Annotated in this window: 22 protein-coding genes and 1 pseudogene; 14 read left to right on the forward strand and 9 right to left on the reverse strand. The window is 66.5% G+C overall.

The features are described from left to right. From IEY55_RS19100 to IEY55_RS19110, 3 genes are read left to right on the forward strand one after another with little or no spacing between them, the layout of a single operon-like run. Positions 1 to 681 carry a hypothetical protein gene (locus tag IEY55_RS19100; protein ID WP_189059770.1) on the forward strand — a complete coding sequence of 227 codons (681 nt, stop codon included), beginning with the start codon at positions 1 to 3 and terminating at the stop codon, positions 679 to 681. A 17-nt stretch (positions 682 to 698) separates the two neighbouring features. Continuing rightward, on the forward strand, positions 699 to 977 hold the full coding sequence (locus IEY55_RS19105) for a hypothetical protein (RefSeq protein ID WP_189059771.1): 279 nt from the start codon (positions 699 to 701) through the stop codon (positions 975 to 977). Between the two features lie 8 nt (positions 978 to 985). Next, the gene (locus IEY55_RS19110; protein WP_189059773.1) at positions 986 to 1240 is read left to right on the forward strand and encodes a hypothetical protein; all 255 of its coding nucleotides are present in this window, start codon (positions 986 to 988) and stop codon (positions 1238 to 1240) included. 62 nt (positions 1241 to 1302) lie between these two features. Here the strand turns inward: IEY55_RS19110 and IEY55_RS19115 are convergent, their stop codons facing one another. The 6 genes and pseudogenes from IEY55_RS19115 to IEY55_RS19140 all read right to left on the reverse strand — a co-directional run. Then, a complete protein-coding gene (locus tag IEY55_RS19115) occupies positions 1303 to 1920 on the reverse strand; it encodes a hypothetical protein (RefSeq protein WP_189059775.1) in 618 nt (205 codons plus the stop codon). A gap of 1383 nt (positions 1921 to 3303) precedes the next feature. Then, positions 3304 to 4911 carry a recombinase family protein gene (locus tag IEY55_RS19120; RefSeq protein WP_189059777.1) on the reverse strand — a complete coding sequence of 536 codons (1608 nt, stop codon included), beginning with the start codon at positions 4909 to 4911 and terminating at the stop codon, positions 3304 to 3306. Then, entirely contained in the window at positions 4908 to 5084 is a 177-nt protein-coding gene (locus IEY55_RS19125) for a DUF4244 domain-containing protein (protein ID WP_229686539.1), read from the reverse strand. The genes IEY55_RS19120 and IEY55_RS19125 overlap by 4 nt, the downstream gene beginning before the upstream one ends. 77 nt (positions 5085 to 5161) lie before the next feature. Beyond that, positions 5162 to 5884 carry a type II secretion system F family protein gene (locus IEY55_RS19130; RefSeq protein ID WP_189059781.1) on the reverse strand — a complete coding sequence of 241 codons (723 nt, stop codon included), beginning with the start codon at positions 5882 to 5884 and terminating at the stop codon, positions 5162 to 5164. A gap of 223 nt (positions 5885 to 6107) precedes the next feature. Continuing rightward, the gene (locus IEY55_RS19135; RefSeq protein WP_189059783.1) at positions 6108 to 6926 is read right to left on the reverse strand and encodes a type II secretion system F family protein; all 819 of its coding nucleotides are present in this window, start codon (positions 6924 to 6926) and stop codon (positions 6108 to 6110) included. Next, positions 6926 to 7507, reverse strand: a pseudogene (locus IEY55_RS19140) (TadA family conjugal transfer-associated ATPase); the annotation flags it as partial. The gene IEY55_RS19135 and the pseudogene IEY55_RS19140, both read right to left, overlap by 1 nt. A 22-nt stretch (positions 7508 to 7529) precedes the next feature. On the opposite strand from IEY55_RS19140, the gene IEY55_RS19145 reads away from it, so the two are divergent. Next, entirely contained in the window at positions 7530 to 8969 is a 1440-nt protein-coding gene (locus IEY55_RS19145; RefSeq protein ID WP_189059785.1) for a recombinase family protein, read from the forward strand. A gap of 134 nt (positions 8970 to 9103) precedes the next feature. Here the strand turns inward: IEY55_RS19145 and IEY55_RS19150 are convergent, their stop codons facing one another. From IEY55_RS19150 to IEY55_RS19160, 3 genes are all read right to left on the reverse strand, one after another. After that, positions 9104 to 9250 carry a hypothetical protein gene (locus IEY55_RS19150; RefSeq protein WP_189059787.1) on the reverse strand — a complete coding sequence of 49 codons (147 nt, stop codon included), beginning with the start codon at positions 9248 to 9250 and terminating at the stop codon, positions 9104 to 9106. 62 nt (positions 9251 to 9312) lie between these two features. Next, positions 9313 to 9807: an ImmA/IrrE family metallo-endopeptidase gene (locus IEY55_RS19155; protein ID WP_189059789.1), complete on the reverse strand. Its 495-nt coding sequence runs from the start codon at positions 9805 to 9807 to the stop codon at positions 9313 to 9315. Between the two features lie 33 nt (positions 9808 to 9840). After that, positions 9841 to 10326 (reverse strand): helix-turn-helix domain-containing protein, encoded by a 486-nt coding sequence (locus IEY55_RS19160; protein ID WP_189059790.1) that lies wholly within the window; start codon positions 10324 to 10326, stop codon positions 9841 to 9843. A gap of 185 nt (positions 10327 to 10511) precedes the next feature. On the opposite strand from IEY55_RS19160, the gene IEY55_RS19165 reads away from it, so the two are divergent. From IEY55_RS19165 to IEY55_RS19210, 10 genes are all read left to right on the forward strand, one after another. Then, positions 10512 to 10757 carry a helix-turn-helix domain-containing protein gene (locus IEY55_RS19165; RefSeq protein ID WP_189059792.1) on the forward strand — a complete coding sequence of 82 codons (246 nt, stop codon included), beginning with the start codon at positions 10512 to 10514 and terminating at the stop codon, positions 10755 to 10757. Further along, the gene (locus tag IEY55_RS19170; protein WP_189059794.1) at positions 10754 to 11653 is read left to right on the forward strand and encodes a YqaJ viral recombinase family nuclease; all 900 of its coding nucleotides are present in this window, start codon (positions 10754 to 10756) and stop codon (positions 11651 to 11653) included. Before IEY55_RS19165 ends, IEY55_RS19170 begins: the two co-directional genes overlap by 4 nt. Then, entirely contained in the window at positions 11650 to 12465 is an 816-nt protein-coding gene (locus IEY55_RS19175; protein ID WP_189059796.1) for a recombinase RecT, read from the forward strand. The genes IEY55_RS19170 and IEY55_RS19175 overlap by 4 nt, the downstream gene beginning before the upstream one ends. Next, entirely contained in the window at positions 12462 to 12803 is a 342-nt protein-coding gene (locus IEY55_RS19180) for a hypothetical protein (protein WP_189059798.1), read from the forward strand. The genes IEY55_RS19175 and IEY55_RS19180 overlap by 4 nt, the downstream gene beginning before the upstream one ends. Positions 12804 to 12980: 177 nt before the next feature. After that, positions 12981 to 13139 (forward strand): hypothetical protein, encoded by a 159-nt coding sequence (locus tag IEY55_RS19185; RefSeq protein WP_189059800.1) that lies wholly within the window; start codon positions 12981 to 12983, stop codon positions 13137 to 13139. After that, a complete protein-coding gene (locus tag IEY55_RS19190) occupies positions 13136 to 13873 on the forward strand; it encodes a hypothetical protein (RefSeq protein WP_189059802.1) in 738 nt (245 codons plus the stop codon). Before IEY55_RS19185 ends, IEY55_RS19190 begins: the two co-directional genes overlap by 4 nt. Beyond that, on the forward strand, positions 13870 to 15192 hold the full coding sequence (locus IEY55_RS19195; RefSeq protein WP_189059804.1) for an AAA family ATPase: 1323 nt from the start codon (positions 13870 to 13872) through the stop codon (positions 15190 to 15192). The genes IEY55_RS19190 and IEY55_RS19195 overlap by 4 nt, the downstream gene beginning before the upstream one ends. Beyond that, positions 15189 to 15623 carry a RusA family crossover junction endodeoxyribonuclease gene (locus IEY55_RS19200; RefSeq protein WP_229686540.1) on the forward strand — a complete coding sequence of 145 codons (435 nt, stop codon included), beginning with the start codon at positions 15189 to 15191 and terminating at the stop codon, positions 15621 to 15623. Before IEY55_RS19195 ends, IEY55_RS19200 begins: the two co-directional genes overlap by 4 nt. After that, complete coding sequence (locus IEY55_RS19205) at positions 15623 to 16135, forward strand: WhiB family transcriptional regulator (protein WP_189059806.1); 513 nt, start codon at positions 15623 to 15625, stop codon at positions 16133 to 16135. The genes IEY55_RS19200 and IEY55_RS19205 overlap by 1 nt, the downstream gene beginning before the upstream one ends. A 50-nt stretch (positions 16136 to 16185) precedes the next feature. Further along, positions 16186 to 17037 carry a hypothetical protein gene (locus tag IEY55_RS19210; RefSeq protein ID WP_189059808.1) on the forward strand — a complete coding sequence of 284 codons (852 nt, stop codon included), beginning with the start codon at positions 16186 to 16188 and terminating at the stop codon, positions 17035 to 17037. Positions 17038 to 17095 lie beyond the last annotated feature (58 nt).

Below are 17095 nucleotides of genomic sequence, written 5' to 3' on the forward strand. Positions count from 1 at the left end.
GTGCCCATCCAACCGATGGACGACGCCGTACCCGGCGAGATCGCCAAGGCAGCCGAGTACAACAAGGCCGTCAGCAACATCCGCGATCTCGACACCCGACTATCCAACCTTGAGGGGCGGGAAAGCCCCCTCGGCGACACCGCCATCACCGCCCCCTTCGACGAAGCGATGTTCGGCGACCGACTCAGCTACTGCCCACGCCGGGAAGCCCTCTGGACCACCGAACTGAACAACGGCGGCCTCGCCATCGTCGCCGCGTTCGCCTCACCCCGCAAGGTCGACGTCTCCCAACTCCGCTTCTGGGTTGAGGGACCCGCCTCCGGCGTCTCCCTCTTCCAGGTCGCCGCATACCGCGGAGACCCGAAAAACCTGACCCGATTCTCCACACACCAGGAGCCCAAACTCCCCACCACCCAAGGGCTGAAGACACTCCACTTCCCACGCCAGACCATCAACGTCGGCGAAATCCTGGCCTGCTACTGGCGACTCGTCGCCAACGGATCAGCCCACATGGCCAGCCTCCCCCGGCACTTCGCCAACCAAGGCCGAGTGAGCGCGGGATTCTTCGGAATCTGGGCTCGACACCGGCCAGGAACCCAGTTCACCTCACCCCCCGACCACCTCAACCTGGAAACCGACCTCGCACTAGCCGCCGAACGCTTCTGGTTCGCCCTCGCATAAGCCCCAAGGAGAGCCCCATGGGCGAGGAGCCGCCCGGCTACACCATCGGCATCCCCGAGGTCTACGCCGAGATCCGCGGACTGAGCACCCAGCTCACCGCCTACATCAACCGCCAAGACCTCGCGATGAACTCCGTGCAGCACAACCTCCGCGAGGCCCAACGCGACATCGAGGAGCTACGGGCACGGCTGGACGCCGAACAAGCCCGCCGCACCACGACGAACCGTCAGGTCGCCCTCGCCATCCTGACCTCGTTCGCGCTCCCGATCCTCGTCTGGTTCCTAACGACAAAGTGAGAGACCCAATGTCTAACCGACTGACAGCCTGGCTCCGCACCGTCGTCCCCGCAGCCTGGTCCGCCCTCATCACCTGGCTCGTGGCCCTCGGAGCCCCCGAGTGGTTGACCACGCCCCTTGGCGCAGCGTCCGAACCCGTAATCGTGCCCATCGTGCTCGGCGCGGTCTACGCCGGCCTCCGCTGGCTAGAGCCACACCTGCCCGCCTGGCTGGTCACCATCCTGGCCGGCTCCCACCGAACCCCTAGCTACGACAACCACTAGCAACTGCCCCCTGCCGGTTCACCGCTGGCAGGGGGCTTTCGTCGTTTCCAGCTATCACGTGACTAATTGTCCCAGAACGGCGTCGCTTGTTGAGCGGCATTGACAATCCTGGCACCGTCGATAGAGCGTCGAGTAACTGGGATTCCAACAGTTGGCCACTCCACCACGAGGTCGAATGGCTCAGCAGGGGGCAAAGGTTGCATCCAGAGATGCTCATTGATTTGAAAGAGAGTGTCACCGGCAGAGGCTACATGGCCACGCATGGGTACGAGCAGAAGATTTGGAGACTTGCTGCGGTCTTCCTCTTCCACAGAAGATAGATTTTGGGTAAGACTTGTTACTTTCCGGCCATCTCGAAGCTGGACACCGATCCGCAGGAGCTCGGCGGGCAGTTCCTCTGATGGGTAGTCGCCAAGCAGGGCTGAGCCGATCTTATTCGACTGGCTAGACCACTGCTGGTCAGACATATCACCGCGGCGGGCCACCGCATTGATTTCTAGAACGCACCCCTGCAGGAAAGATCGAATTTCAACTAACACAATCTTTCCGCGGTCGCTCTTGGCGATAACTTCCTGCAAGCCAACAATCCCAAAGAAGGTGCCTTTGGGTGGTTGAGGCCGCTTCGATGGATTACTTCCCCCTGGCGGAACACTGGGCCGTTGAGGTGGCTCGAAGAACATGACTGCCAGTGTAGGCCACTTTAGTACACGACGCACCCAAGGTCGGGAGCCTGCTGGCTCCAGACCGAAAACCGGGCAGTGTGGCTTCTCTCCCACCCTCTTGGAGTAGTGGAATAGGCTTAATCTCCCATCGTTACAGCGGCACAAGATGGTGATAACCGCCGAACAGGCGTCAGCTAGGCGGGTGACGTGTGGTCCATCGGCAGGCTTTCCTGAAAGGTTCTTGCAAGGAACTCGGTAGCGCACTTGTGTGCCTTGCTTTTCTCTTTAAAGTTTTCTTCGAGCCGACGCGGGAGCCTTACGAGGTTTTCCTCGCGGCACCGCAGGCGAGAAGTTTCCTGTTTGCGTCTATTGGAAGGAACACATGAAGCTGATGAGCCGCCTAGCGGCGGTCTGTGCCGCGTTGGCAATGTCCCTTGGTATTGCGGGTACGGAAGCCTATGCTGCCCCGAAGCCTGCTCCAATTCCTGTTGACGCTCGAGCTTGCCGGGACGAGGTGCCCAAGCAAATCAGGCTTGTCTTGGGCCCTGGGGCGGTAATCTGCTACGGCGGGACTGTCGGCAGCATGTACGTCGACCACATCTACGCTAAGGGCCTCGCAGCAGGGGACTACACCGGGATCGCCTGGTGCGGCGAAGAGGGCCACCAATTCTACCCTGGTGGTTTTGTCCGCCTTGAGTGCGTTGTTAACGCAATGGAAATCCTCCCCGGCGACTGGAACTAGTCCAATTTAGGCCAGCCCGTCTTCTACTGGTGTGGGTACCAGATACGAGAACTGGCGATCTTCTTACCTTTTTCCTTGTTCTACGATGAATTGGGTGACTAATGTTAGTTAGGCGACTAACGACTATTTTTGTGAGTATTACTGCCCTGCTTACTGTCTTCGCAGGAACTAGCTACGCAACCGAGCGCGCAACTTGCAGTCCTTGGGGCGACTTCCTTCGAATCTACCAGGGCATGCCCCAGTGGCATGAATGCTATGCTGATGCCGGCGATTTAGAGGTTCACATCCCAAACGCGACTTTCATGACGTCCGGAGATAATGCTGGTTTCATTAGATACGTGTACCGTGGTAGAACTGTCCGGCTGAACTTTGGGAAGCATGAAGAGCACCGTCTTGCGAACCCTAACGAGGCTAGAGTAATTTTCATTCACATAAACTAGATCGATACAGTGTACGCTCCACTACGAGGGCAGCCGCTCGCCCCCTGCCGGCTCGGCAGGGACCCCGAGCTACACCCCCGCCCAACTGATCCATAACACAGCCCCCTACCCAGCTGCGACGGCTGGGTAGGGGGCTTCTCTGCGTTCTAGCGGGTCCGGTCCTGGACGGCTTCCCGAATGACTCCGGTGTGTGTCAACACTCCAGGAACCAGCTGCATTTCACTTCCCACTGATGGCAGAGATAATTTCCGCGTAAGACATGTCTGACGAGATCAGACCAGCTCTTTCTGGATTGACTTCCCGCACCATTTCCATGATGTCGCCGAACTTCAGATCCCACTCCGGGTAGCCCTTGTCCTTGCGGACCCTCAGCCGAACAGACATGCGACGAAGATAAGCATTCTTCTCGTCTGGCGTAAGACCTTCCCAATGATCAGAAAACTTCTTTCCAGTCGGCTCGTACCGGTGTCCCGCAGCGCGGAACGGAAGACCTCTCAAACCCTCCTGGCGACGAGCCAATTCGTCAATCCGCTGGTCCAGCCGCTCTCGCTGGGGAGTTCCTTTTCGGTACGCTGGCGTGCCAATCAATCCGGTAAGGTCCATTAACTCGCTGTCAATCTCTGCAAGCTCGTTTGCGTGATCCGTCCCAGGGTCCCAGACTTTTTCCATGTGCTCGCCATCTCCCAGCAGCTCCAGGAGACTTTCAGCGACCAACACATCCGCCTCGTCGATAGCAACGCTGCGATTACCGCAGGTCTCTCGGTACTGGGCCGACGAGCAGCGGTAGTAATCAAAATTCCTACCTCGCTGCCGATACATCGGTCGGTCGCAGACACCGCAGAATATGACTTGGAGCAGGAGAGAGGTTGGATTCTTCCGCCTCTTCGGCGGAAGACTGCGTTCCCTGAGTTCCTTTTGCAGACGATCGAAGGTTTGCCTATCAATGAGCGGTTCGGTCCGAACAATTGGCCGTCCGGCATCGTCCCGAACTACCTGTTCGGCCCCGTAGACCTTCTTTGCATTCTTTCTGATCGGTCTTCCATTAGCGTCTAGCAGTGGCTCACGCACAACTGCGTGACCAAGCATCGCAGGCGATTGAAGGGCGCGCTTGATCGCATTGATTTGCCATTCGGTGCCCTCCGACTCCTTCCCCTGAAGGCTACGGAAATGGTCACGCGGAGAGGGAACGCCGCGCTCCACCAGGTTGACGCGGATAGACCGCAGACTCTCCCCTTTCAGGAACCGGCCAACGATCTCCCGGATGATCGGAGCCATAACCGGGTCCTGTACATAACGCCACTCGCCGACATGTGGACAAGGCGTAGACCCCCCTTCTTGCTTGCAGGGCCAGCAGATATCTTTCACCTTCTCCGGCATGTAACCAAGCGGTGGAACACCGCCCCGCCACTTGCCCTTCCTATAGTTGTGTGTAAATGCACTCTGATTCCGCTCTCGGATGGCTTCTAGCTCGCCCTCGGCCACACCAGCAATCACGTTCGCCACCATCCGACCGACCCACGTAGAGAGGTCGAAGTTCTCGGTGACCGAGACAAGGGCCTTGCCGTTCTCCGAGCACCAGCCCATCACCTTGTTCAGGTAAATAGACCCAGTAGCAATCCGGTCCAGCTTCCAGCAGGCCACGATGTCCCACGCCTCGACCTTCTCGGGCTCGTTGAACCAGGGGCCAAGCTTCGGGGCGTTGAGCGGATCGATTGAGCGCGACACGTCCAGGTCTACAGCCCAGCCGACCACCTCATGACCGTTCGCGTCGGCCCACTGTTCGATAACCGCACGTTGCCGCTCCGGCGACGTCGTAGCGTCCGTCACCCGCGACAACCGCACGCGCCCAAGTACTCTTGCCATGTCCATCCTTCGTGCTTGACCAGCAGGAACAGCCTAGCGAGCTGGTAGTAAACACGAACTTGCGCGTATTCGGCTGTGCTCATGCCGTCGTCGTTGCGGGCGGCGGCAATGAGCCGGTCCCTGATGCGCTGCAACATGGTGTCCTCCTTGATTGGTGTGGTGTTGTGGTTTTGGTGTTTCTCCGTCAGCTGGCGGAGAAGCCCGAGTTGTGTTTTCACCATGCCTCTGTGAGTTGCGTGGCCAGGCCGATCACGACCGGCACGATTCCGAGGCAGAGGAAAGCTGGAAGGAAGCAGAGGCCGAGCGGCCCGGTGACCAGCACTCCGGCGCGTTGGGCACATGCCTCGGCGTTGTGTCTGGCCTCGGTTCGGAGTTCCGTGGCGAGCGTGCTCGCGGCGTCCGCGAGGGCGGACCCGGAGCGAGCGGTGCGGCGGGCGGCGCGGGCGAGCTGGGTGGTTGAGGGGTGCTCGAGGGCACTTGCCCAGGCGGAGACCGGGTCTGAGCCGAGCGCGAGCAGTTCGGCCACACGCCGCAGGACTCCCGCGGTTGGTGGGGGTAGTTGAGGGGTGACGGCTCGGACTGCGGCGGGTACGGGTAGGCCCGCTTGCAGGCAGGCGGCCAGGACGTCCCAGCTTGCGGCGAGCTGCATGGGGTCTTCGGTTTCGGCGCCGGTGGCCCGTCGCGCAAGCTTGGGCCACAGGAGCGCGGTGCCGGCAGCGCTGACGAGCCCGACCACGAAGCCCGTCGGACTGGACAGCACGGCTGCGATAAGCAGGCCGACGGTGGCCGAGACGAGTGGGCGAAGCCAGGTCGTCCCGCGGGGATGCTGCGGCTGAGGCCGAGCGGTCAGTGACGCAAGCCGGGCGCGAACGGCAGCAGGTCCGGGTGCGACGAGCAGCGCAGCGGCAAGTAGTGAAAGGGAAAGCGACGTGGTCATCGCACAACCACCTCCTGGGCAGGGAAGTGGGTCCGGGCGCGGCCATTGCTCCCGGCAGGGCGTGCGAACCGACGGACGAGAACGTGGCGGAGGCGGGTGTGGGTGGGTGTGATTCCTTCCCGGCGCCAGGCAGGCAGCTGCGCCTCCGAGGCCGGGTCATTCGGAAGGTGGAACAGGTCGGGTGTGCGCAGGGCAGCGGGACCTGGCGCGGACAGGGGCGGAGTCATGACATGCCCGCCTTTCCGGTGAGGTGGGCGGTCCAGATGAGTCCGGCGCAGGCGAGGCAGGCTCCGATGGCGAGGAGGATCTGGCCCGGTGCGGTCTCGCTGAGGATGTGCCAGGGCCCGGCGCCGATGGCTTCGCCGAGGAGGAGTCCGAGAAGCGGGAGGGCGGCCAGCACAGCCGCGGTGGCGCGAGGTCCGGCCATGCTGGCATGTACCTGCTGGGCGAAGCGGACGCGGTGCTCGAGATCGGCGCAGGCTGCGTCGAGGAGGTCGGCCAGTGGTACGCCGCATCGCTCGGCGAGTGCCCAGGCGCTGGTGACCCGGTCGATTGCGTCCGAGAGGGCGGGGCTGCCGGTGGCGGCGGCGCGCAGGGCGTGGGTGACCTCGCCACCAAGGCGTGCCGTGGCGGCGAGGGTGGTCAGGATGCGGGCGGGCAGGGGCTCGGCGTCGGCTGCAGCGCCTTCGGCAGCGGTCGCGGGATGGGCGCCGGTTCGTAGATCGGCCACCATGAGGCGGAGCGCTCGGGCGAATCCGGCGGTGGCGAGGAGCCGGGAACGTTCATTCCTTCGGGTGCGCCAGCGGGTCCAGGCGGTCGCCGTGGAAACCGTTCCGGCAACTGCACCACCGATGCCGGCGAGGAGCAGACCTGCCAGTGCGCCCGCGGCGACGACCAACGGCGTCGACGGGGACGGTCGCCAGAGCCGCCGAGCGGCAGACCGTGTCCTTGCCCCTGGCAGGGATGGCAGGGCGCGGAGTCGCTGGCGGGCGGGGGCGAATGGCCAGGTGAGGAGCGCGGCGGCGAGCAGGAGAGGGCTCATCAGCATGGTGGGCGCACTCCTCGCTGTGCGAAGAGGATCCGGAACCGTTCGCGGCCCGGCCCCCATCCGGTGCCGCGTTCCCAGGCGGGGACGACCCGCACCCACTCGCCGTTCCGTTCCAAAACGCCCACCGCGGAGAGCGCGCGCCGCCCGGTTGGTTCCCGGCGCATGTGGAGGACAAGTTGGAGGGCGGCCGCCAGCTGGCTGTGCAGGGCGTCCCGGGACAGGCCGCCGAGGGCGGCCAGGGCTTCCAGCCGGGCCGGGACCTCGGCCGGGGAGTTGGCGTGCAGGGTGCCGGCTCCGCCGTCGTGCCCGGTGTTCAGGGCCGCGAGCAGTTCGCAGACCTCGCCTCCGCGGACCTCGCCGACGACCAGGCGATCCGGCCGCATACGCAGGGCTTGGCGGACGAGGTCCCGGAGGGTGACTTCGCCAGCGCCCTCGACGTTGGGTGGTCGGGCGACGAGACGGACCACGTGCGGGTGCACTGGGCGAAGTTCGCCAGCGTCTTCCACCGAAACGATCCGTTCGGTCGGTGGGACGCAGCCGAGGAGCGCGGCGAGCAGGGTTGTCTTTCCGGAACCATGGTTGTGACACCTTTCGATCATGACCAGGAAGGCGATCATTTACGTCCGGATCAGCCAGGACAGGGAAGGCGCCGGGCTTGGCGTGGAGCGCCAGGAGGCGGACTGCCGGGAGTTGGCCAATCGGCTGGGGTGGACCGTCGTTGACGTGTGTAAAGACAACGATGTGTCGGCGTACTCCGGCAAGCCGAGGAAGGGGTACCGGCGACTGCTGGCGGACCTGGAAGCGGGGAAGGCCACGGGCGTACTGACGTGGCACACGGACCGACTGCACCGCTCTCCGGCTGAGTTGGAGACCTACATTGACGTGTGCGAGGGACGCGGCATCGTGACCCACACGGTGAAGGCTGGGTACTTGGACCTGTCGACGCCCTCCGGTCGGATGGTGGCCCGGCAGCTTGGCGCCGTCGCTCGGTTCGAGTCCGAGCACAAGGGCGAACGCATCCGGAGAGCGCGGCGGCAAGCGGCCCAGGCAGGTCGGTGGCAGGGCGGAGCACGGCCGTTCGGGTTCGAGGCTGACGGCGAAACGGTCAGGGCGGACGAAGCTGCTGAGATCGCCAAGGCCACCGACGCAATCCTTGCCGGGGCGACCCTGCGTAGCGTGGTGCGGGACCTGAACGAGCGGGGCTTCCGGACAACGTTCGGTAAGGACGAGTGGACGACGATCGCGTTCAAGGACGTGTTGTTGCGTCCCCGCAACGCTGGTCTGATGGTGTACCGGGGCGAGATCGTCGGGAAAGCGGCGTGGCCGGCAATCGTCCCGGAAGAGAAGTGGCGTGCGTTGGTGTCCAAGCTGAAGGACCCTGCCCGACGCAGCAACCTGGGAAGCAGCCGAGTGAAGTGGTTTGGGTCGGGACTGTACGTGTGTGGTGTCTGCAACCTGCCTCGGTTGCGTGTGTCGACTTGTGGGGCCCAAAAAAAGCCGGCGTACCGCTGCACTACTCGGGAGCGTGGCCGCCAAAGCGGCCACGTGACGCGGGTAGCGAGCAACGTCGATAACGTGGTGGAACGGCTGATCGTGGCCCGGTTACAACGCCGGGACGCCGTGGACCTCGTGAACGCCAGCAAGGCCGATACCGTAGATGCGACGGCGTTGCACGCCGAGGCGATGGCTCTTTCTCAACGGTTGGAAGAGCTGTCTGCATTGTTCGCGGAGGGTGCGATCACGGCGATCCAGCTCAAGACCGGCACGGACAAGCTCCGCGCCCGTCTACAGGAGATCGACGCCGAACTCGCCAGCGCGGGCGAGGCGGACCCGCTGGTGGGTATTATCGGCGCCCCCAACGTCGCCGAAATCTGGTTCGGCACAAAGCCGGACCGTAGCGACGGGCTATCTCTCGGCCGTCGTCGCGCGATCCTGGACACCCTGTTAACCGTGACAGTGCTCCCCACCGGTGTGGGCCGCAGACCTGGCGGCTCCTACTTCGACCCGAACTCGCTGGACATCTTTTGGAAACGGTAACGTAGCAAGGTGTCGCCGCTGCCCCTTCGAACCCAAGACTCGACCCATCCACGTGAAGAGGGGTGGGTCGAGTCTGCCGTTTCTGGAGGGTTCCAACGGTGACTTTGATCTTGGTGGATCGTGCAGGCAGCGAATCACCGCGGTGACACAGGTAGATCACCATCGTTTTTGTGATCGACGATGGTGCGTTTTCCCTTTGCACGCTGCAGGAATCCCAGATTGCTGAGTACGTCCATCGGGTAGTGGACGATGCGCCGCCGCTGACGGCTGAGCAGCGTCATCGTCTTGCCGTCCTGCTTTCACCTGGCGGAGGGAGCCGCACCACATGACCCTACGGGCATGGTTATCCCGCCCGCTGGCGCGGCAGATGGCGCGCGGCGTAGCGCCGGATGTCGTTGAGGGAGGCACGCACCCGGCCGCGGGCGCGTTCGCGAATGTCGCGATATTCGGCGGGTGTCATGTCGAGTAGCCAGGTGTAGAGGGTGCGGGTGTCGACGACAAGCGCCTCGGCGACTTCGATGGGATGGTCGGACCATCGCGCCGCCTCGGCAAGTTCCGGCACCGTGATGAGCCGGCGTGCCGCGATCGTGTGTACGCGGTGTTCGATGCGGTTGTCGAGCCAGCCGATACCGCAGTAGCCGAGGATGTCGTCGCGGTTTTCGTGGTGCACGATTTCGTGCGCCAGGGTGCAGCGTTGCTCGGCCTGGGTGAGGTCAGGGTGCAGCCGGATGACTCCGCCGCGGTAGTCGCCGAGACCCTCGACCTTCCGAGACCAGACGATCTCGGCGCCGAGAGCCTCGGCGTGTTCACACGGGTCGTAGCCCGTCCCCCAGTCCACCGTTTCCCCCGTCCAGCGCGGGGGCGGGTTTACCTATGCGCCGTCGTCCGGTCCCTCCGGGTCGGGCAGTTCAGCCTCACTCACCCACACGCGTTCCTGTTGATCTCGCAATTTCTCCCCGATCGGATTGTCGGCAACCCGCGCAAGAGAGGTAACAGATTTGGGCGTGACATGACTCACCGCGCCTGATGTAACACGCTGCGTTGTCTCGGTGTAGCGGCGCTCTAGTTCGCGTAGTAGCTCCCGAAATGTGAAGTCCGCGAGGCTGCCGCGCCGCGTGGTGCGTTGCCGCGCTTCCTCGGAGGTGAGCAGACCCGCCTCGACCAGAACGACCAACAGCGGCACCTGCAGCGCGTGCGCGACGGCGCGCGCATTGTCCAGCGTGGGCCGTGTTCCCTTGTCTTTCCAGTCAGCGATGCGGCTTTGGGAGACCGTCGCGGCACGCGCGAGGTCCGCCCGGGTCCACCCCCGTTCGTCGAGCTGAGCCTGCAACCACGTCCACCATCCATTGCGATCCATAGGCGCGATGGTACTTCCGTATACGGAAGCACCGAAACAGCACTTACGGAACGTCTACGTCGCGAATACGTGCTGGTCACCGTACTTGCGCGCGCGAAAGCGTTGCATGGTGATCACCGATCTTCGTAAACTCAATTCCACTAACGGGACGATGGTTCCGTTTGCGGTAGTAGTAGGGGGTTGGGATGGCCGCACGTGTTCGGGTCCGGGTTGACGCGTTCGCCGAGGTCGCCGCCGCGCAGGGTCTGCGCTCGCGGTACGCGCTGGCGAAGCGGCTGAGGGTGTCGCAGTCGACGATCGGGCGGGTTCTCGACGGCGAGTCGCAGCCTGGTGGGTCGTTCATCGCTGCCACGCTGGCCGGGCTCCGGGTCCCGTTCGATGCGGTGTTCGAGGTCGAGGACACGGGCAACGCGGGTGGGGTGGCCGCGTGAGTGCCGCGGTTCGGCTCGGCACGTTCGAGCCCGGCTCGCCGGAGTGGCATCGGGTGCGTTCCTCGGCGCTGGGGGGCTCCGAGATCGCCGCCGTGGTCGGGCTCTCCCCGTGGGAGTCGCGTTTCTCCCTGTGGTGCCGGAAAAAGGGTCTCGTTCCGCCAGTAGTCGATACCGCTCCCCTGCGCTGGGGCCGGTTGCTGGAAACGCCGATCGCCGCCCACTTCGCCGAACGGCATCCCGAGTATCGGGTGCGCCGCACCGGCACATGGGCAAACCGGCGCCGCCGGTGGCAGATCGCCTCGCCCGACCGGTGGCTCACCGCCGTAGTCGAGTCGGAACTGTTGGAGATCAAGACAGCCCGCGATAGCGCGGAGTGGGGTGAACCGGGTACCGACGAGATCCCGGTGTACTACCGGGCACAGGTGCTCTGGCAGCTCGACACCCTCGGGATGCGCCGCGGGCATGTGGCGGTGTTGGTCGGCGGCTCGGACTATCGCGAGTACGTCGTCGACTACGACGCCGCCGAGGTCGAGGTGCTGCGCCAGGCGGGCCGCGACTTCCTCGACTCGGTGGCGCGCGACGAGCGGCCGGACCTCGACGAGCACGGCGCCACCTATCGGGCGGTGCGTGAGTTGCACCCGGAGATCGACGACATCTCGGTCGAGATCGACCCGGAACTCGCCGAGCGCTACCGGGCCGCCCTCGCCGCCCACAAGGCGGCCGAGACCGCCAAGCAACAGGCCACCGCCGAGGTACTCGACGCCCTCGGGTCCGGCCGGCGCGCCGTCGTCGGCGGCGAGCCGATCGCCGTCCGGGTGCCCGGCCGCGGGAACAACCCGCCGTCGCTTCGCCCCTCCCCTGTCCGTTCGACGCAGAAGGTGAGCACTGCAGCATGACCGCCGAGACCATCACCCACGCACTCGCCCAGCGCGACAGCTCCCCGACGGCACTGGTGCGCCAGTACCGCACCGACTTCGCGACCGTGTTGCCCAGCCACGTCAAGGCCGACACGTGGCTGCGGATCGCCCAGGGCGCCCTGCGCCGCAACAAGCAGTTGGAGCAGGCCGCCAAGAACAACCCGGCATCCCTGCTCGCCGCCCTGTTGGAAGCCGCGCGCAAGGGCTTGGAACCCGGGACCGAGCAGTTCTATCTCGTGCCCCGCAAGGTCAAGGGACGCCCCGAGGTACTCGGCATCACCGGGTATCAGGGCGAGGTCGAACTCATGTACCGCGCCGGCGCCGTCGCCTCGGTCAAGGTCGAAGTGGTGCGCGAGCGCGACCACTTCGAGTACAACCCCGGCGAGCACGACCGCCCGGTACACAAGATCGACTGGCGTGCGCCCCGCGGCAACCTGGTGCTCGTCTACTCCTACGCCGTCATGCGCGACGGGGCGACCAGCAAGGTTGTCGTGCTCACCGCCGACGACATTGCCCTGATCAAGTCCAAGGCCGACGGCGCCGACTCCCCCTATTCGCCCTGGCAGTGGAACCCGGCGTCGATGTGGTTGAAGTCAGCCGCGCACCAGCTCACCAAGTGGGTCCCGACCTCAGCCGAATACGTGCGCCCACCGGAGCCCCCTGCCGAGCCGCTGCCGGTCGGCAACGAGCCCTTGCCCGACAATCCGTCCGGTGAGGACGTCCTCGACGCCGAAATCGTCGAGGACTGGCCCAGTGCATCGGCCGAGCCACCGAGCGGAGCGACACCGTGACCGCCGATCAGCTCGCCCTCGGGTTCGCCGACCGCCGCACCGGGCAGGAAAGCAACCTCGCGGCGGCGACCGCGACACACCGTGCCTACCGGGAGCACGCCGAGCGGGCGCTCGCGGCCCTGGTCGCCGACGGACGCCCGTTCACCGCCGACGACATCCGCCGGGCGATTCCCGAGGACGTCGAACCCCATTCGCCGAACGTGCTGCCCTCGGTACTCGGAATCTGGGCCGCACGCCGGGTGATCGTGCCGTGTGGCGAGTACCGCAGTCCTCGACGCGCCCGCCGCGCGAGCCGTAATCGCGTGTGGGTTGCCGGCCGCGCCACGTCGGCCGCATAGGCCAGCCATCCATATCTGACGAGGTCCGTTGCTGAACGTGCGGCGGGCGTGGTGACGCACGCCTGCGCCCGCCGCACCGTCTGGGGGTTTTCCGTGTTCCTTCGCTCGACCGGTCCCGAGCCTGTGCCGGCCCGGACCTGTGGTCGCCGGCGCGACAGGCTTGCCGGCCCGATCACTGTGCCCTCCCGTCTGGAGTTGTGGCGTCGCCTGCAGTTGGCCCGGTCCGTGTTGGCGCACCGGCCCTACACCCCGGAGACCGCCGAGGTGGTGCGTCGGGTGTTGGACGGCGAGCCGATCGAGGCGTTGCCGCCGTTCGGGCGTGGTGGTGCCGCGTGACGTACTTCCCATTGCCGGACGAGTTCTACGCCGACCCCCGGTTCTTCAGCGCGTCCGCGGACGCCGTTGCGCTGTGGGCGCGTGCCGCGTCGTGGTCCGCGCACCATCTCACCGATGGTCACGTGCCGTCCTCGGCGCTGCCGTTGCTCCGCCAGCTCGACGAGCAGTTCGCGGCCGAGTTGGTCGCGCTCGGGGTCTGGAAACGGGCTCGTGGCGGCTTCCGGTTCGTCGACTGGCCGAGGCTGGCCAGCCGTGCCTACGTGGAAGCCAAACGGGAAGCCGACCGGGCGCGTCAGCAGAAACGCCGCACGTCACGGGCCATGCCGTCACGCCGTGACTCCCGTGCGAGTCGTACGCGAGTCTCCGGCGAGTCGCGGCGTGAGTCACGGCCCCCAATCCAGTCCAGTCCACTCCAGTCCCCACAAGAGAAAACAACACCTGACGGTGTTGGCGGCGCCTCGCCGCCGACCGAGATCAATGCCGGCGCGGTGGTCGCCGCGTGGGTCGAGGCGTTCCAGGCCAACGACGCCGCCCCCACCGCGGGAATGCGGGCACAGGTCGGGCGGACCGCCCGCGAGCTGCTCTCCGCGGGCAACGCCCCTGACAAGGTGCTGGAGGCCGCCCGTGTGGCCGGGGCGAAGGGGTTCACCACGATCGACCGCGAACTCGGTGCCCTGTCCGGACGGCGCGCCCGCGACACGGGCGACGAGCGAGGCCGGTGGTTCGAGCAATGAGCCTGAATGCCTACGACGTCGTCGCCGAGCAGGCGTTGCTCGGCGCGGTGCTGGTCAACGCCGAGACGGCTGGGCCGGCGCTACTGACGGTGCCCGCCTCGGCGTGGTGGAAGCCCGGTCACCGCGTCATTGCCGCTGTGCTCTGCGACCGGTTGCGCCGCGGGGAACCCCTCGACCCGGTCACCGTGCTCCCGGCCCTGTTGGCGCGCGCCGGCAACGGTTTGCACGGCGGGGGCTTGGGCGAGGCGCAGCAGATCGGCCCCTACCTGCACACCCTGTGCGAGCGCGCCTACTTCCCCACCCACGCCGGAACCTATGCCGACCGCATCCGCGAGTTGGCTGCCCGCCGCGAGCTGGCTGCCGCCGCGCAACGGCTGGCCCAGCAGCTCGACGACGGATGGAACCGGGGCGACGAGGTCGACGTCGCCACCGCCGTCACCGAGATCCGTGCCGCCTGCGAGCACGCCGAGGCGTCCGCCCTGTCCGTCAACACGCCGCCGCCGGCGACGTTGGCCGAGTTGTTGGCCGAACCCGATGTCTACGACTGGCTTGTGCCGGGCCTGCTGGAACGGATGGAACGGTTCGTGCTCACCGGCGCCGAGGGCACCGGGAAAAGCGTGCTGGTCGCCCAGTTCACCACCAGCCTCGCCGCCGGGCTGCACCCGTTCACCGGCACACCCTTGGAGTCCGGGCCGCTGCGGGTGTTCGTCGTCGACTGCGAAAACCCCCGGCCCGCCTCCCGGCGGCGTTACCGCTGGCTGGTGGGAATCATTAACCAGCTCCGATCCGACCACGGGCTGTCGGCGCTGGCCTGGCCCGAACAGATGCACGTCGAACTCCGCCCGGCTGGTCTGGACCTGCTCAACCCGACCGATGTCGCCTGGTTGGAACACGCCGTCGCCGCCTGCGCCCCCGATGTGCTCGCCATTGGCCCGCTGTACCGGCTGCACCGCACCAACCCCAACGACGAACAAGCCGCCCGCGACCTAGTCGCCACCCTCGATGGCATCCGGGAACGCCACGGCGTCGCCCTGATCACCGAAGCCCACGCCGGCCACGCCGAGGACACCCGCGGACAACGCCGCATGCGCCCCTCCGGCTCCTCGCTCTGGCTGCGCTGGCCCGAATTCGGATTCGGCATCCGCCGCTCCCGCGACGACCAATCGGGCAGCGAGCATCCCCAGCTCGTCGACGTCGTCGCCTGGCGCGGCAGCCGCGAGGAACGCCACTGGCCCCGCCAACTCCATCACGGCCACAGCGGACTCCTCCCGTGGCGGCCCGCCAACCCCGACTACTGGGACCACCCGGAGCACCGATGACCAACCAGACAGCGACCACCCGCGGCGACCGGTCGGCCGCGCCGCCGCGCGCACACGGCTACGCCCCGCGGACCTATCGGCTCGCGCTGCCCTACCCCCGCCCGCCGCTCACCGCCAACCAGCGGCATCACTGGGCACGCCGCGCCCACCTGATCGCCGAGATCCGGCACACCACGGCCACGCTGGCACGCGCCACCGGTATCCCGCCGCTGGGCCGCTGCGCGGTGCGTCTGATCTGGACCGTGACCGACCGGCGCCGCCGCGACGCCGACAACCTCGTCCCCACCCTCAAAGCCTGCGCCGACGGACTCGTCGACGCCCGTGTCGTCGCCGACGACACCCCCGATCTCATGGTCAAACACATGCCCGAGATCACCCACGGCCACCGAGCAGGACTCGCGCTCGTCGTCGAACCACTCGGAGGTACGTGATGACGCTGCGCCTCCCCACCTGGCGCCACCGGGCAGCCTGCCGCGGCCGGACCGACCTCGATTTCATCGACCCCACACCCGAGCAGGCCGTCGAATGCCGCACCCTGTGCGCCACGTGCCCAGTCCGCGAGCAGTGCCTCGCCGACGCGCTCACCACCGGCGAAGCGTGGGGAATTTGGGGAGGACTCGACGCCGACGAACGGGCAGCGCTCGCCGAGCAGCACGGGCACCCGGCGCCGATCGTCCGGCCCGCGCACGGCACGAACACCCGATACGCCAAACACGGATGCCGCTGCGACCTGTGCCGCCAAGCACACACCGCCTACGAACGCGAACGCCGCGAACGCCGCCGCACCGGCGACCCGTGGGCGCGACCGATCACCCTCGCCGTGCCCGTGCGCACCGGCCGCAGGTGGGCCGGCGCCGGACAACTCCTGCTACCCCTGCCCGGCCTACCCGCCCCAGCCGGGGCCGCAGACGAGTACGCCGAGCTGCTCGCACCGGCCGCGTAATCACCGAACGGCGGCATCGGAAGTGACACGCACACCCGACGCTGCGGTACGTGATCCCCTGCAGCGTCCCCTCATGCGGCAACCCGGCCACCGGTGCCGTGTGCCGGTTGTGCCTCGGCCGGCTCGCCGGCGACCTAGCCGAGGTTGCCGACCTGGTCGTCGAGCTTGAGGCCACGATCGCCCGCCAGGTGAGAACCGGGCAGCGGGTCGGCTCCCGCCCTGCCGACGTCGGGCTGCCGTACAACTCCGGCGCGGCCGAGGTCGCACGCGACCTACGCAACGTGTTGTCGACGTGGGTGCGGGACCTGTGGGAGACCTACGGACCGCGCCGCCCAATGCCCACCGACGGGACGAAGCCGGACGGCACGCGGGGCGCCGAGCTTGAGCCGCTGGACCTCGACAACACTCTGCGCGCCATGGCGGCATGGCTGCGCCGCCACCCGTCCTGGGTCGAGCAGCATCCGGCCGGCGGCGACCTAGTGGACGAGATCACCGACGCGATCGAGCGTGCCCGGCGAGCGGTCGACCTTCCGCCGGCGCGTGTCTACTGCGGGCCGTGCCCGGAGTGCGGCACCGACCTCTACGCCCGCCCAAACCGGGCAACGGTGCGCTGCCGAGAGTGCGACATGCGACACGACGTCGAGGCCCTGCGCTCGGTGCTGCTCGACGCGGCCCGCAGCACCCTCGCCACCGCCGCAGAGATCGCCCGCGCGCTGCCGAGACTGCTCGGCCGCGAACTCAGTCCGAACACGGTTCGTACCTGGGCACGTAACGGTCGGCTCGCGAAACGGGGCACGGACTCACAGGGCCGACCGCGGTACCGGGTCGGTGAGGTGATCGACCTCGCGCTCGCCACCCCGGTCCGGCGTCGTGTCACCCGCGACCGGGCGACGTCTGCTTAGAATGACGATCAGCAGCGGGTGACGTGTACCCGCATCCCGAACCCGACAGCCCCGAGAC

Origin of the sequence: Longimycelium tulufanense, assembly GCF_014645795.1 — a bacterium.
Lineage (GTDB): Bacteria > Actinomycetota > Actinomycetes > Mycobacteriales > Pseudonocardiaceae > Longimycelium > Longimycelium tulufanense.